Genomic DNA, 14833 nt, shown 5'->3' with positions numbered 1-14833 from the left:
GCAAACCTGGAGGGAAACCATGACCACCACCGAAGCCACCCGGACCACCACCCGCAAGCTCGCCCGGTTCACCGGCCACTACGTCGAAATGGTCGCCGCCATGCTCATCGGCATGGTGGCGCTCGGCCCGCTGTGGCCCTCCGCCTGGCTCGAGCGCCCGGGCGTCGACGCGCTCGTGATGGCCACGAACATGACCGTCGCGATGGTGCTCGCCATGGCCCTGCGCCGCCACTCGTGGCCGCGGATCGCCGAGATGGCCGCGGCGATGTACCTGCCGTTCGCGGCACTGCTCGTGCCGTACTGGCTGGGCGCGCTCTCCGGTACCACCCTGATGGTCGCCGGGCACGTGATCATGTTCCCGCTGATGCTGGCGGCCATGGTGTGGCGCCGCGCCGAGTACTGGCACTGATCATGCGAACCCTCGTGAAGCGCCTCGCCTTCGTCCTCGCCGCGGTGGCCGCCGTGCTGGTGGTCCCCGCCGTGGGCGCGACCGTCTCCGCGCTCGGAGCGTTCGGCGCCCTCTACGCCGCCGGGCCGCCGCGGCCCGTCCCCGCCGCGGCGCCGGCTCCCCACGACCCGGCCAAGCCGACCGCGGTGGTCGTCGTCGGCGACCGCGGTGCCGTCGTCTCCGACGCACTCGCCCCCTACGAGATCCTGGCCGCGACCGGCCGGTTCAACGTCTACACGGTCGCGTCGCACCGCGAGCCGAAGCCGCTGACCGGCGGCCTCGACCTGGTGCCCGACCTGAGCTTCGTCGACCTCGCCGTCCGGCTCGGCGGGACCGCGCCGGACGTCGTCGTCGTGCCCGCGTTCCCGGACGTCGGCGAGCCCAGCACCGAGCCGGTCAAGGCCTGGCTGCGGACGCAGGCGGCCCACGGCGCGAAACTGCTGAGCGTCTGCAACGGCGGTGCGGTGCTCGCCTCGGCGGGCTTGCTGGACGGGCGGCCGGCCACCGCGCACTGGCTGAAGCTCGACGCCTGGACCGACGAGTACCCGGCCGTGCACTGGGTCCGCGGACAGCGGTTCGTCGACGACGGCGACGTCGTCACCACCGCCGGGATCCTCTCGGGCATCGACGGCACGCTGCACTGGGTCGAGCGGGCGGCCGGGCCCGCGGTCGCGGCCGAAGCCGCGAAGGCGATCGGCTGGCGGCGCTACGGCACCGCCGTGCCGGTGACGCCCCCGGCCGGGATGCCGGACACCGCCGCCCTCGTCAACGCCGGTTTCCGCTGGAACCCCGACGAAATCGGCGTGCTGCTGGCGAACGGCGTCGGCGAGCTCGAGCTCGCGTCGGTGTTCGACACCGAGGGCCAGTCGCTGTCCTCGCGCACGCTCGCCGTGAGCGCCGACGGCGGCCCCATCCGGTCCCGGCACGGGCTGACCTTCCTGCCCCGCGCGGGCCTTGCCGCCGCCGCGCCGGAGCTGGACCGGCTGCTGGTGCCCGGCGCGGCGCGCGGGATCACGCCACCACCCGGCGGACCGGCGCCCGAGTACGTCCACGACCGGCCCGGCTTCGCCTACGACACCGCGGTGAGCGGGCTTTCCCGCCGCACCGACGTCGCGACCGCGCGCTGGACGGCGAAGGTGCTGGAGCTGCCCACCGACGGGGTCGTCTTCGAAGGCCGCGCCTGGCCCTGGCTGCCGACGGCGCTGCCGGTCGCGCTGGTCCTGCTGGGCGCGGCGGCCGTCACGGTGGTCGTCCGGCTCCGGCGGAAACGCCGGCGGAAGCAGGCACCTGAAACGATTTAGGAAATCCGCGAAAGGGGCAGCGTGGGGCGCCGGTGCGTACCAGCGGAGTATTGCCAATGCGTGAGCTGCTGATTACAGTCTCCTAGCACGCCTGGTTGAAACGTTCTAATCCGGCGTCCCATCCCCGCCGCAAGGGAGCCTGCATGCTGCCCTCGAAGCTCTGGCGCGCCACCACGACCACGCTCGCCGCGATCCTGGCCCTCACGGCCGCCGCGGCTCCCCCGGCCGGCGCCGCGCCGCCTCCGGAACTCTCCGGCGCGCACTGGATCTGGTACCCGGAGGGCGATGCCCGCGTCGCCGCGCCGGCCGGAACCCGGTACTTCCGCACGACGTTCACCGTCCCCGCCGGCGCGGTCACCGACGCCCGGCTCGTCCTCACCGGCGACGACGCCGCCGACGTCTGGCTCAACGGCACCCCGCTCGCCTCCTCGGCCCGCACGGCGGACTCGTGGCGCACGGCACTGCCGGTGGACCTGCGGCCCGCGCTCGGCCCCGGCGTCAACACCCTCGCCGTCGCCGTCCGCAACGCCGGCGGCCCGGCCGGCCTGCTCGGGCGGCTGCGGGTCACCACCGCGGCCGGCACCACCGACCTGACCACCGGGGCCGGCTGGAAGAGCGCGGTGACGGCGCCGGAGGGCTGGGAACAGCCCGGCTTCGCCGACGCGGCCTGGTCCGCGGCCGCGGACCTCGGCGCCTACGGCAGCGCGCCGTGGCGGACCGGCGTCACCACGCCGAACCCCGCTGCGCCGTCCCCGCTTTCGGTCGCGAGCGCCACGGTCGCGAACCGGGTGAACCCGCTCGGCGTCGATCCGGCGCAGCCGCGGTTCGGCTGGAAGCTGACCTCGGCGGCACCGCAGCAGCGGCAGTCGGCGTACCAGATCGTGGTGGCCGCCAAGGGAGTCGACGTCTGGGACAGCGGCCGCGTCACGTCCGCGCAGCAGGCCGACGTCGCCTACGGCGGCCCGGCGCTCGCCTCGCTGACCGCCTACACCTGGCGCGTCGGCGTCTGGGACGGCCAGGGCCGGACGACCGGCTGGAGTCCGGTGCAGCGCTTCGAAACCGCGCTGCGGGCCCCGGCGACCGAGTGGTCCGGCGCCTTCCTGGGCCGCGCCACGGCCGGCCCGGACCTGTCCGGAGCGAGCTGGATCTGGTACCCGGAAGGCGATCCGCTCGGCGGCGTGCCGCCGTCGACCCGGTTCTTCCGCAAGACCCTGGACCTGGCCGCGGCTCCGGCGAAGGCGACCTTGGTCGTGACCGGGGACGACACCGCCACCGTGTGGGTCAACGGCACCCGCGTCAGCGACTCGCCGCGGGTCGCCGACTCGTGGAAGACGGCCGCGGTCTCCGAGGTCGGCAGCCTGCTGACGGCCGGGGCGAACACCATCGCGGTCAGCACGGAGAACACGACGCAGAGCCCGGCCGGGACGATCGCGAAGCTGACCGTCCAAGGTGGACCGTCGCTGGTCACCGACGGCACGTGGAAGGCGAGCCAGAGCGGCCCGGAAGGCTGGCAGCAACGCGCCTTCGACGACAGCTCCTGGCCCGCGGCGCGGGCGCTGACCGCGTACGGCACCGGGCCGTGGGGTGCGAACGTCGCCGTCAGCGCTCCCGCTCCCCTGCTGCGCAAGAGCTTCACCGTCACGAAGCCGGTCGCGAGCGCGCGGCTGCTGACGACCGCGCTCGGGCTGCAGGAGACCCACCTCAACGGCGCCAAGGTCGGCGCCGAGGTCCTCGCGCCCGGCTGGACCGACTACGCGAAACGCCTGCAGTACCGGGTTTCCGACGTCACCGGGCAGGTCCGCCCCGGGGAGAACGTCCTCGGCGCGCTGGTGGGCAACGGCTGGTACTCCGGGAGCGTCGGCATCGCCGGGAGCCAGAAGTACGGCACCGAGCCGTGGTATTCCGCCCAGCTGCGGCTGACCTTCACCGACGGCACCAGCACCACGATCGCGACCGACGGCACCTGGAAGGCCGGTGACGGCCCGATCCGCGCCGACGACCTCTACCACGGCGAAACCTACGACGCGCGGCTCGCGGCAGCCGGCTGGGACCGGCCCGGCTTCGACGACCGCGGCTGGGCGGCCCCGCGCGTGCGCGGCGGCGACCGGCCGAACCTGGTGGCCCAAGTGGACAACGGCGTCACGGTGCAGCAGGAGTTCAAGCCCGTCGCGTGGACCCAGCCGAAGCCCGGCGTGTGGGTGGCCGACCTGGGCCAGAACTTCAGCGGCTGGAACCGGCTGTCGGTGACCGGCCCGGCCGGCACGACGGTCACCATGCGGCACGCGGAGGTGCTCGACCCCGACGGCACGATCTACACCACCAACCTCCGCGCGGCGCAGGCGACCGACCGGTTCACCCTGGCGGGCACCGGGGGCGCCGAGACGTACGAACCGCGGTTCACCGTGCACGGCTACCGGTACGTCGAGCTGACCGGCCTGCCCTCGGCGCCGACGGCGGCGACGCTGACCGGGCGGGCGATGTGGACCTCCGGCGCGCAGACCGGGACCTTCACGACGTCGGACGCGCTGGTGAACCAGCTGCAGCACAACATCCTGTGGGGTGAGCGCTCCAACATGCTGTCGGTGCCCAGCGACTGCCCGCAGCGCGACGAGCGGCTCGGCTGGACCGGCGACATCGGGATCTTCGCCGGGACGTCGACGTTCAACCTCGACGTCGCCAACTTCCTGGGCAAGTTCAGCGACGACCTGGTCGACGCCCAGCACGACGACGGGTCGTTCACCGACGTCGCGCCGGGTGTGCTGGGCGGCTCGGGCACGGCGGGCTGGGGCGACGCGGGCGTCATCGTGCCGTACACGCTGTGGCAGCGCTACGGCGACACCGGCGTGATCCAGGAGCTTTTCGCCGCGATGGTCCGGTGGGTCGAGTACCTGCGCTCGACCTCCGGTGCCGACCTGATCCGCGACCACCAGACCTACGGGGACTGGCTCAACGTCGACGACGAGACCCCGCACGACCTGATCTCGACGGCGTTCGTCGCGTGGTCGTCCCGGTTGCTGTCGCGGATGGCCGCGGCCACCGGGCACACCGCGGAGGCGGCGAAGTACGGGACGCTCGCCGACCAGGTCGGCGCCGCGTTCACGAACCGGTTCGTGACGGCGGACGGCACGGTCGGCTCGAACACGCAGACCGGGTACGTCCTGGCGCTGGCGTTCGGGCTGCTCCCGGCCGAGCGCGTACAGGCGGCGGCCGACAAGCTCGCGGCCCGTGTCACAGCCGCCAACGGGCACCTGAGCGTCGGCTTCCTCGGCGTCGAGAACCTCCTGCCGGTGCTGGCCGCGCACGGCCACGCCGACGTCGCCTACCGGGTGCTGCTGCAGCCGGGCTTCCCGGGCTGGGGCTACATGATCGGCCACGGCGCGACGACGATCTGGGAGCGCTGGGACGGCATCAAGCCGGACGGCTCGTTCAACGACCCGGGGATGAACTCGTTCAACCACTACGGCCTCGGCTCGGTGGGCGACTTCCTGTACCGCTCGGTGGGTGGGCTGGCCCCGGCGTCACCGGGCTACGCGTCGCTGCGGATCGCGCCCGCCCCGGGTGGCGGCCTGACCTCGGCGAAGTCGGCGTACGAGACGCCGTACGGCGGAGCGGTCAGCGACTGGTCGATCACGGCCGGGAAGCTGACGCTGCGGGTGACGGTCCCGGCGGGAGCCTCGGCGACGGTGGTGGTGCCGACGTCCCGGCCGGCGGGGGTCACCGCACCGGCCGAAGCGGTGCCGTCGGCGCCGGGGACGTACTTCGTGCCGTCGGGTTCGTACGTCTTCACGGCTCCGGTGTGACCGGCTGACAAGCGCCCCGAGGCGGCCTTGGGCCGCTTGTCAGCCCGGCAGGAGCTTCAGGCGGAGGTGGAAGTTGTCCAGGGTCGCCGGGAGGGGGCGGTCCGGGGCCAGCACCGGACCCGACGCCTGCTCGAAGCGGTGGTTGCGCAGCAGGTTCGCCAGCGTCGTGCTCGCGCAGAACTGGACCAGGTCACGGCCCGGGCAGATGGCCGGGCCCGCGCTGAACGGGACCAGCGCCGGGTTCTCCGCCGCCCGGCCGTCGAGCCACAGTTCCGGCTCGAAGCGGTCGGCGTAGGGCAGGTCCGGGTCGCGGTGGAAGAACGGGGTGAAGATCAGCACCGTGGTGCCCGCCGGGCCCCAGGACGTCTCTTCGGTGGTCTCCCGCAGGATCATCGGCGTGGTCGGCCACAGCCGCACCGCATCCAGCACGCACGCGCGCAAGTAGCTCAGCTGGTTCGGTTCGGCCGGGTCGGTGCCCTCGAGGTCCGTGCGGGCACGGTCCAGCGCCGCGGGGTGGCTCGCCAGCAGGGCCAGGGTCCGGTACGTCGCCATGCCCGCCGCGTCGAACGCGAACAGCCAGTGCGCCACCTGGTCGGGCGCGCTGACCGCCGCATCGGCACCGGCTTCGGCGATCACGGCGGCGAGGCTGCCCGGCTCGGCGCGGCCGAGGTGGGCGGTCAGCCGCTGCCGGAACTGTGCGCGCAGCTGCTTGCGTTGCGGGTGCAGGTACGCCCAGTTGGCGTCGAGCCGCAGGCGTTCGAGCAGATCGGTGAGCGTGGCGTCCTCACGGGCGCCCGAGCCGAGTACGACGCGCCGGACCAGCCGCCACCAAGCGACGTTGAAGGCGTCCCAATCGAGTTCCCCGTCGCGGGTGGCTTCGCTCAGCAGGACGGCCGCTTCGTCCGCGATGGCCTGGGCGAACGGCGCCGCGAGCTCGTGCAGCGGGCGGCCGGGCTCGAGCACGGCCTCGGTGAACCGGCGGCGGGGCACGCGGTCGTCGGCACCGGAAATCAGGACACCGTGCGGCTGGAAGTGGCTCAGCGCGGCGCGTTTCTCCACTGTGGACGGACTGAACGGCGTCGGCGCGCCGGCCAGCAGCTTCTTCACGTCCGCACCGGACAGGGCCAGCCGCACCGACCGGCCGGGGACGCGCAGCTTCAGCGGGCGCCCGTAGTGGCGCTCGCGCAGCCGGCGCAGCAGCCGGACGGCCGGGCGGTCGAACTGCAGCTTCCCGGCCAGCGCCATCGCCGCGGGACGGCGCTTGATGACCCCACCGGCCAATGTGGGCAGGGCCACCTCGACCGCGACACGCAGGGTTTCGGCCACCGAAGCGGTCTCAGGTCGCGTGTGTTCCCGAGTGGACATCATGGCGCCCGGCTACCCGCGGCGGCCGGACCGGAAACGCCGTCAGCCGCGCAGGGCGACGTTCAGCACATCGCCGGCGTGGTCCAGGCAGTCCACGCAGATCACCGCGTCCCGCGCCGCGCAGTCCACGCGCAGCAGCGGACGGCGGAGCCCGAGGAACGTCCGGCGCTCGCGGCGGCCGCAGAAGTCGCAGACCGCGGCCAACGGCGACGTCACCGCCGCCAGCACGTCACCCGCCCCGCTCTGCCGGTCCGCACCGTCACGCGCCACCCGGAGGCCGGCCCGGACGCAGTCCACGCAGATCGGCCCGTTCCGGCCGGGCACCCGGGGGTCGCGCCGCCTGCCGCAGAACCGGCACGGCCCGCCCGCCCCGTTCGTCGCCGTCACCGCGGCCTCCTCGTCGGTTTCGCCGCTCGCACGCCGGGAATCCGGGCCGCGGCGCGCCTCACCCCGGCCACGCTACCCGGCCCACGGGTACCCGGCCGATCGCGGTGCGCCCCGGTGGAACCCGGACTCGCGCTCGACCGGGTCTCCCGGCCGCGGTGGTGCGGGTACGAGCGGTCAGGAGGAGACCTTTGTCGTCGTTGACGGTGTGGTTCGGAGTGGCCGGCCTGCTGGCGCTCGCCGCGGCCATCGTGCCGAAGCTGGTCGCCGACCGGCCGTTTTCGGTGCCGCTGGTGATGCTCGTCGCCGGCGTCGTGCTGGGGCTGCTGCCGTTGCCCGCCCCCTACGGGGACGGCTGGGGAGATCCCGCCGCCCACCTGCACGGCGTGGAGTCCTTCACCCAGCTGGGCATCCTGGTCGCGCTCGCCGGGGCGGGCCTGTCCGTCGACCGCCCGTTCGGCCTGCGCCGGTGGGGTTCGACGTGGCGGCTGCTGGCCGTGACCATGCCGGTGTCGATCCTCGCGATCGCCGCGCTCGGCTACTGGTGGCTCGCGCTCGCACCCGGCGTGGCGCTGCTGCTGGCCGCGGCGCTGGCGCCGACCGACCCGGTGCTGGCGGGCGACATCGGCGTGCCGCACCCCGACGTCGAGCCGGAACTGGCCAGGGACAACGAGATCCGCTTCACCCTGACCACGGAAGCCGGGCTCAACGACGGCCTCACCATGCCGTTCGTGCTGCTCGGCCTGGCCCTGGCGGGCAGCGAGCCCCGGCTGGACCTCTCCTGGGCACTGGTGGACCTGGTGCTGCCCCTGGTCATCGGCGTCGTGATCGGCCTGGTCACCGGGCGGCTGCTCGGCTGGGCCATCTTCCGGACCCCCTCGGACCGGCTGCGGCTGGCCGAATACGCCGACGGGCTGGTCCTGCTCGCCCTCGCCTTCGTGCCCTACGCGCTCGCCGAAGTGAGCCACGGCAACGGGTTCGTCGCCGTGTTCGTGGCGGCGGTCGCGGTGCGGACGCAGGAGCGCGAGCACGAGTACCACGGCGTCCTGCACGCGTTCGGCCACCAGCTGGAACGGCTGTTCGTCCCGCTCGCCCTGCTGGGGCTGGGCCTCGCGATCGGCGACGGCCTGCTCCGCGGGCTGCGCCTCCTGGAAGTGGTGATCGCCGTCGTCGCGGTGCTGGTGGTCCGGCCGGTGGTCGGCTGGCTCTCCCTGCTCGGCGCGCCGTCGCCGGGACGGCCCGCCACCGCGGCGATCGCGTTCTTCGGCGTCCGCGGCATCGGCACGCTCTACTACCTCGCCTACGCGCTCAACCGCCTCCCGGTCCCGCAGCAGGACGTGCTGTGGCGGGTCGGCGCGCTCGCCGTCGCCGTGTCGGTGATCGTGCACGGCGTCCTCGCGGAGCCGGCGATCCAGCGGCTCGAGCGGATGGGCGAGCACCTGCCGGCCGATGTGTAGCCCGCGAGCAAGTGGGTACTTCTGCAGCAAGGCCCTTTTGGCGACTGGCCGATCCGGAAATGTCGCCGCAGCGGAAGGTGCACTCCATGAACGACAAGCTGGAAAACAAGGGCGAAGAGCTCAAGGGCCGGGCCAAGGAAGCCGTCGGCGACGCCACCGACAACGAGCAGTGGCAGGCCGAGGGCAAGTCCGACCAGGCCAAGGGCTCGCTCAAGCAGGCCGGCGAGAAGATCAAGGACGCCGTGAAGGGCGTTACGGACAAGAAGTGACCTGTTCTCCGCTGCCGCACCCCGGACGCCGGGGTGCGGCAGCGGCGTCATGTTCGGGGGCAGCCCGTGTTCGACGGCTTCACGCTGGACCGCATCGACGTCGGTGACGTGACCCTGCGGGTACGCCACGGTGGCTCGGGGCCGCCGGTCCTGCTGGTGCACGGGCACCCGCGCACGCACACGACCTGGCACCGCGTCGCCCCGCTCCTCGCCGAGCGGTTCACGGTCGTGTGCGCGGACACCCGCGGCTACGGCGAATCCACCAAACCGCCGACCGACGAAGACCACACGCCCTACAGCAAGCGCGTCATGGCGGCGGACTTCGTCGCGTTGATGCGTCACCTCGGGCACGACCGGTTCTTCGTGGCGGGCCACGACCGCGGCGCGTACGTGGCCACCCGCCTGGCACTCGACCACCCGTCGGCCGTCCGCGGCGCGGCGATCCTCGACGCCGTCCCGATCGGTGAAGCCCTCGCCCGCTGCGACGCGCGGTTCGCGCAGGAGTGGTTCCACTGGTTCTTCTTCGCCCAGCCGGAAAAGCCCGAACGAGCGATCACCGCCGACCCCGACGCTTGGTACGACGTCGGCACGAGGAACACCCCCGAGCGGCTCGGCGAGGAGAACTTCGCCGACTTCCACCGCGCGATCCACGACCCCGCCACGGTCACCGCGATGCTCGAGGACTACCGCGCGGGCTTGGGCGTCGACCGCGCCCACGATGAGGCGGACCGCGCCGCCGGGCGGCGGATCACCTGCCCGGCCCTGGTGCTCTGGTCCAGCGAAGACGACATGGAAGACCTCTACGGCGACGTCCTGGGCGTCTGGCGCCCCTGGACGACCGACCTGCGCGGGCACCCCGTCAAGGCGGGGCACCACGTGGCCGAGGAGAACCCCGAAGCACTGGCGGCCGCGCTGGGTGAGTTCTTCGGTGGGGTTCAGCGGTAGCGGGAGGCGAGTTCCGGGCTTTGCCCGCCGAAGGCGGCGAGGTCGGCCCGGAAGACGGCGTCGAGCAGGCCGGCGTCCTCCACACCGGGAGCACTGACCACCTCGCCGAGCTCGAAACCGCGCAGGGACGCGGTGACGACGTCGGCGGCGGACATGCGCGGCACGGCGCTGAGGTCGAGTCCCTGGCGCTCGTGGAACTCGGTGGCGACGACGCCCGGGCACAGGACCTGAACCCGGACGCCGGTGCCCTCGATCTCGGCGCCGAGGGTCTGGGAGAGGGCGACGAGGTAGGCCAGTGAACCGGCGTAGACGGCCCGGCGGGGCATGACGGAGTGGCCGGCGGGACCGCTGAACGCGATCATCCCGGCCACGTTGACGATTCGGCCGTCGCCGCGTTCCTGCATGCCCGCGACCGCGGCGCGGGTGAGCATGGTGGGTGCGGTGACCTTGACGTGGACGAGTTCACGGGCCTGGGCGGCGGGCAGCTGGGCCAGCGGCATGTAGTGCGCGACGCCGGCGTTGTTGACGAGCATCGTCAGCGGCTCGGCGGCACAGACGGCGGCGACGGTGTCGACGCCGTCGCCGGTGGACAGGTCGGCGGTCACCGTGCGGACCTCGACGTCGCGGTGGGCGGCGGCGAACTCCGTCAGGCGGTCCTCGCGGCGGCCGGTGATGATCAGGTCGAAGCCGTCCGCGGCGAGACGGTCGGCGAAGGCCCGGCCGATGCCGGAGGTGGCGCCGGTGACGAGGGCGAGCTGGCTCATGGGTCGTTCCTTCCGGGGGGGTTCCGGTACCACGATCGGCGGGAACCACGGTCGGCGGAAGCGGACCCGTTTTCCCGGGACCGGCAGTACCAGGACAACCGGCCGTCCGGCTTGCACAATCGACGGCATGGCGAACACCGCACTCGGCACGGCCCTGCGCCACTGGCGCGACCGCGTCTCGCCCCAGGCCGCCGGCCTGCCCGCGGGCGGTCGCCGGCGCGCCGCCGGTTTGCGCCGCGAGGAACTGGCCCAGCTGGCCGGCATCTCCGCCGACTACGTCATCCGGCTCGAGCAGGGCCGCGCCACGAACCCGTCGGCCCAGGTCGTCGAAGCACTGGCCCGGGCCCTGCGCCTCGCCCGGGACGAACGAACCCACCTCTTCCGCCTGGCCGGCCTCGCTCCCCCGGGCCCCGGCACGGTGCCGCGGCACATCACGCCCGGCATCCACCGCATGCTGGACCGGCTGTCCGGCACGCCCGTCGCCGTCTTCGACGCCGCGTGGACCCAGCTGCTCGCCAATCCGCTCTACACGGCGCTCATGGGCGAATGGCACGGCAAGGACCTCAACGGCGTCTGGCGCAACTTCGTCACACCGGGCAGCCGGGTGCGCGACTCGCCCGGATCGCGCAGCGCGCTGCAGGGGGCGTTGGTCGCCGACCTGCGCCGCACCGACGGCCGCTACCCCGACGACCTGGGCCTGCGGTCGCTCATCGCCGACCTCCGGCGGCACAGCACCCGCTTCGCCGGCCTCTGGGACTCGGGCACCGTCGAACAGCACGACGCCGCCCGCAAGACCATCGACCACCCGGACGTCGGCGCGCTGACCCTGGACTGCGACGTCCTCAGCGTCGCGGGCAGCGACCTGCGCATCATGGTGTACACCGCCGAACCCGGCACGGAAGACGCCGACCGCCTGGCCCTGCTGGGGGTCATCGGGACGCAGTCGCTCGGGGTCGGGGAACCGTCCCGCCGGACCTAACCCACGGTGCGGCGGGTTCCGTCGCCGAGCGGCACGGTCCGCCCCGCCGCGTCGAGGCGTTCCAGCAGGGGGATCATCACCCGCCGGGTGCTGTCGAGGGCGCTGCGGGCCTGCGAAACCGTGAACGGCTGCGGCAACCGGCGCAGCTCTTCCGCCGCTCGCTCCTGCGCGTCCGGGCCGAGGACGACCCCTTCGGCCACCGCGGTCAGCCGGCCGAGCCGGACGGCCGCGGCCAGTTCCCGCCGTCCGAGGCCCAGAGACCGCAACTCGTCCGCTTCCGGTGCGCGGAACGGGTGCTCCGCGAGCCGCTTCGCCACCGTTGCCAGAGCCTTCTCGACGGCGGGGGCGAGCCCGGCGCCGGGGCGGCGGACGAGCCCGCCCGCCACCTCGAACCCGGTGCCCGCCAGCACGGGCACGACCAGCTCCGCGGCGGGCAGGCCGAGCCGCTGCCGCAACGCCTCCACCGGTACGCCCGCGGCCGTGCTGTCCCACGCGCCCACGATCTGCGCGGCCTGGGTGCGCAACTCGGCGAACCGGCCGGGGTCGGCGCACCATTCGCCCAGGCGCTCCCCCGTCTCCGGCAGGCCCATCGCGGCGAAGTCGCCCGCGCGCACGAAACCCTTGCGGCGCAGGTACGTCCGCGCGAGGTCGGGGTCGGCCAGCTCGCGGCCGCGGGCCCGCGCCGCACCCCGGCGGGACAACGCGGGCGGGTCGACGTCGAGGACGTCGAACCCGGCGGCGATCCGGTGCTCGCCGGGGTCGCGCACCAAGCCACGGTCCCCGGCGCGCAGCGGCAGCGCGGTGGCCGTGGTGAGCCGTGCGGTGTCCGTCCCGAGTGGACGGACTCGCACCGGCACGGCCGCCGTACCCAGGTGCAGCACCAGCTCGCGGTGCAGGTCCGCAGCGGCCGCACCGCGCAGCCGGACGTCGAACTCGGCCGTGGTGCGCCACCGGCCGGGGGTGAGCAGGACGTCGCCGCGGCGGACCTCGGTCCGCGCGGTTCCCCGCAGGTTCACCGCCACCCTGGCCACGGCGCCCACGCGGGCGTGGGGTTCGCCGAGCGCCTGCAGGCCGCGGACCTTCACCCGCGCCGCGCCGAGCTGCAGCTCGTCGCCCGCGGCGATCGTGCCGGCGGCCAGCGTGCCGGTGACGACCGTGCCCGCTCCGGAAACGGTGAAGGCGCGGTCGATCCACAACCGGACGTCGGCACTCGGGTCCGGTAGCGGCAGTCCGGCGGTCAGCTCCCCGATCGCCGCGCGCAGCCGGTCGAGGCCCGCGCCCGTGGTGCCGCTGACGGCGACGCTCGGGACGGCCCCCAACGACGTCGCCGCGATCTCCCGCCGCGCGAGGGCCGTCGCGGCGGCGGGGTCGGCCCGGTCGGCCTTGGTGACGACCAGCAGGCCGCGGCGGACGCCGAACGCGTCCAGCGCCGCGAGGTGCTCGGCCGACTGCGGCATCCAGCCTTCGTCCGCGGCGACGACGAACAGCACCGCCGGGGCCGGCCCGGCGCCGGCGAGCATGTTCGGCACGAACCGCTCGTGGCCGGGCACGTCGACGAACGCGACGTCTTCGCCGCCGATGCGGGTCCACGCGAAGCCGAGGTCGATGGTGAGACCGCGGCGGCGTTCCTCCGCCCACCGGTCCGGCTCCATCCCGGTCAGCCGCCGCACCAGCGTGGACTTCCCGTGGTCGACGTGCCCGGCGGTGACGATCACCCGCATCGGCGGACGGCTTCCAGCAGCTTCGCGTCCTCTTCCGGCCGCACGGTCCGCAGGTCCAGCAGGCAGCGGTCCTTGACGACCCGGGCGGCCACGGCGGGCTCGCCCGTCCGCAGCGCGGCCGCGTACCGGGCGGGCAGGCTCACCGCGGCGCTGGGCAGTTCGACGCCGGGCGCGCCGCCACCGCCGACGGCCGCCACCGACGCCACCACGCGCGCGTCGGCGCTCCCGAGCGCCTTGACCAGCGTCTCGGCTCGGTCCCGCAAGCTCGCGACCGGTGCTTCGAGCGCGGCGCGCACCGGGGGTTCCGGCCCGCGCAGCGTCGCTTCGAGGGCGGCAAGGGTGAGCTTGTCGACGCGCAGGGCCCGCGCGGCGGGGTGCCGCCGCAGCCGTTCGACGACGTCCGCGTCGCCGAACAGCAGCCCGGCCTGCGGGCCGCCGAGCAGCTTGTCCCCGCTCGCGGTGACGATCGTGGCGCCCGCCCGCAGCGCGCTCGCCGCGTCCGGCTCGTCCGGCAGGAGCGGGTGCGGGGCCAGCAGGCCGGAGCCGATGTCGGCGACCAAGGGCACGCCGAACCCGGCCAGTTCGCCGAGCGCCGCTTCCGAGGTGAACCCGCTGACGCGGTAGTTCGACGGGTGGACCTTGAGCACGAACCCGGTGTCCGGGCCGATCGCCGCGGCGTAGTCGCGGGCCGACGTCCGGTTCGTGGTGCCGACCTCGCGCAGCCGCGCCCCGGCCGATTCCAGCAGGTCCGGGATGCGGAAGCCGTCGCCGATCTCGACCAGCTCGCCCCGGCTGACGACGATCTCCCGGCCCGGGGCCAGCGCGAGCGCGCAGAGCAGCAGGGCGGCGGCGTTGTTGTTGACCACGTGCACCGCCCCGGCCTCCGGCACGGCCGCGGCCAAGGCCGCCAGCGCGCCGCGGCCGCGGCGGGCCCGGTCACCGGTCGCGAGGTCGAATTCGACATCGGTGGCGCCGCCGGCCGCGACGAGGGCGTCGAGCGCGGCCACCGACAGCGGGGCCCGGCCGAGGTTGGTGTGCACGACGACGCCGGTCGCGTTGATCACCGGCCGCAGCGAGGACGCGCTCGCCGGGAGCCGCGCGAGCACCGCGTCGGCGACGTCTGCCGGGGCGATCTCCCCGGCCCGCGCGGCCTGCTGGGCGGCGACGACCACGGCTTTCACCAGGTCACGCCCGAGCGCCCCGGTGGCCTTCGCGATGCGCGGGTCGGCCAGCAGCGCGTCGGTCCGCGGGATCGCGCGGCGGGGGTCAGGCATGGCGGAGGCGGACGGGAATCGAACCCGCCAGCGGCAGAACCTGCCGTTCGACGGTTTTGAAGACCGCGCCGGTCACCAGGCCGGATACGCCTCCCTGCACCATGGTGGTCATCCTGCCAAGGTCGC

At 74.3% G+C, this 14833-nt stretch carries 12 protein-coding genes and 1 tRNA gene; 7 read left to right on the top strand and 6 right to left on the bottom strand.

Features of this window, described 5'->3' with window-relative positions; all coding sequences use genetic code 11:
• The first annotated feature begins 19 nt into the window (after window positions 1-19).
• From AB0M80_RS32350 to AB0M80_RS32340, 3 genes are all read left to right on the top strand, one after another.
• Window positions 20-409 (top strand): hypothetical protein, encoded by a 390-nt coding sequence (locus tag AB0M80_RS32350; protein WP_364572519.1) that lies wholly within the window; start codon window positions 20-22, stop codon window positions 407-409.
• Between the two features lie 2 nt (window positions 410-411).
• Window positions 412-1749 (top strand): DJ-1/PfpI family protein, encoded by a 1338-nt coding sequence (locus AB0M80_RS32345; protein ID WP_364572517.1) that lies wholly within the window; start codon window positions 412-414, stop codon window positions 1747-1749.
• 143 nt (window positions 1750-1892) lie between these two features.
• On the top strand, window positions 1893-5549 hold the full coding sequence (locus tag AB0M80_RS32340; protein ID WP_364572515.1) for a family 78 glycoside hydrolase catalytic domain: 3657 nt from the start codon (window positions 1893-1895) through the stop codon (window positions 5547-5549).
• A gap of 39 nt (window positions 5550-5588) precedes the next feature.
• On the opposite strand, the gene AB0M80_RS32335 is transcribed toward AB0M80_RS32340, so the two are convergent.
• Both AB0M80_RS32335 and AB0M80_RS32330 read right to left on the bottom strand, forming a co-directional pair.
• Window positions 5589-6917 carry a cytochrome P450 gene (locus AB0M80_RS32335; RefSeq protein WP_364572513.1) on the bottom strand — a complete coding sequence of 443 codons (1329 nt, stop codon included), beginning with the start codon at window positions 6915-6917 and terminating at the stop codon, window positions 5589-5591.
• A 39-nt stretch (window positions 6918-6956) separates the two neighbouring features.
• Complete coding sequence (locus tag AB0M80_RS32330; protein WP_364572511.1) at window positions 6957-7301, bottom strand: hypothetical protein; 345 nt, start codon at window positions 7299-7301, stop codon at window positions 6957-6959.
• A 188-nt stretch (window positions 7302-7489) separates the two neighbouring features.
• Here AB0M80_RS32330 and AB0M80_RS32325 point away from each other — a divergent pair, with 188 nt between their 5' ends.
• The 3 genes from AB0M80_RS32325 (at window position 7490) to AB0M80_RS32315 (ending at window position 9969) form a co-directional block, all read left to right on the top strand.
• The gene (locus AB0M80_RS32325) at window positions 7490-8755 is read left to right on the top strand and encodes a cation:proton antiporter (protein ID WP_364572509.1); all 1266 of its coding nucleotides are present in this window, start codon (window positions 7490-7492) and stop codon (window positions 8753-8755) included.
• An 86-nt stretch (window positions 8756-8841) separates the two neighbouring features.
• Window positions 8842-9024, top strand: a complete 183-nt coding sequence (locus AB0M80_RS32320; protein WP_043784207.1) for a CsbD family protein — start codon at window positions 8842-8844, stop codon at window positions 9022-9024.
• Window positions 9025-9090: 66 nt separating this feature from the next.
• Window positions 9091-9969: an alpha/beta hydrolase gene (locus AB0M80_RS32315; RefSeq protein ID WP_364572507.1), complete on the top strand. Its 879-nt coding sequence runs from the start codon at window positions 9091-9093 to the stop codon at window positions 9967-9969.
• Here the strand turns inward: AB0M80_RS32315 and AB0M80_RS32310 are convergent.
• A complete protein-coding gene (locus tag AB0M80_RS32310; RefSeq protein WP_364572505.1) occupies window positions 9960-10733 on the bottom strand; it encodes an SDR family NAD(P)-dependent oxidoreductase in 774 nt (257 codons plus the stop codon). The genes AB0M80_RS32315 and AB0M80_RS32310 overlap by 10 nt on opposite strands.
• 127 nt (window positions 10734-10860) lie before the next feature.
• Between AB0M80_RS32310 and AB0M80_RS32305 the strand changes: the two genes are divergently transcribed.
• Window positions 10861-11712, top strand: a complete 852-nt coding sequence (locus AB0M80_RS32305; protein ID WP_364572503.1) for a helix-turn-helix transcriptional regulator — start codon at window positions 10861-10863, stop codon at window positions 11710-11712.
• On the opposite strand, the gene AB0M80_RS32300 is transcribed toward AB0M80_RS32305, so the two are convergent.
• From AB0M80_RS32300 to AB0M80_RS32290, 3 genes are all read right to left on the bottom strand, one after another.
• Window positions 11709-13433, bottom strand: coding sequence for a SelB C-terminal domain-containing protein (locus AB0M80_RS32300; RefSeq protein ID WP_364572501.1), 1725 nt, complete (start codon window positions 13431-13433; stop codon window positions 11709-11711). The two genes, AB0M80_RS32305 and AB0M80_RS32300, sit on opposite strands and share 4 nt — an antisense overlap.
• Window positions 13424-14707: an L-seryl-tRNA(Sec) selenium transferase gene (gene selA / locus AB0M80_RS32295; RefSeq protein WP_364572500.1), complete on the bottom strand. Its 1284-nt coding sequence runs from the start codon at window positions 14705-14707 to the stop codon at window positions 13424-13426. The genes AB0M80_RS32300 and selA overlap by 10 nt, the downstream gene beginning before the upstream one ends.
• Window positions 14707-14801: transfer RNA gene (locus AB0M80_RS32290), tRNA-Sec, on the bottom strand. The genes selA and AB0M80_RS32290 overlap by 1 nt, the downstream gene beginning before the upstream one ends.
• Window positions 14802-14833 lie beyond the last annotated feature (32 nt).

The sequence above is a fragment of the Amycolatopsis sp. NPDC051045 genome, from assembly GCF_040682955.1.
Taxonomy (GTDB): domain Bacteria; phylum Actinomycetota; class Actinomycetes; order Mycobacteriales; family Pseudonocardiaceae; genus Amycolatopsis.
Note: the sequence above shows the minus strand (reverse complement) of the source record. Positions and strands in the feature narration are given on the sequence as shown.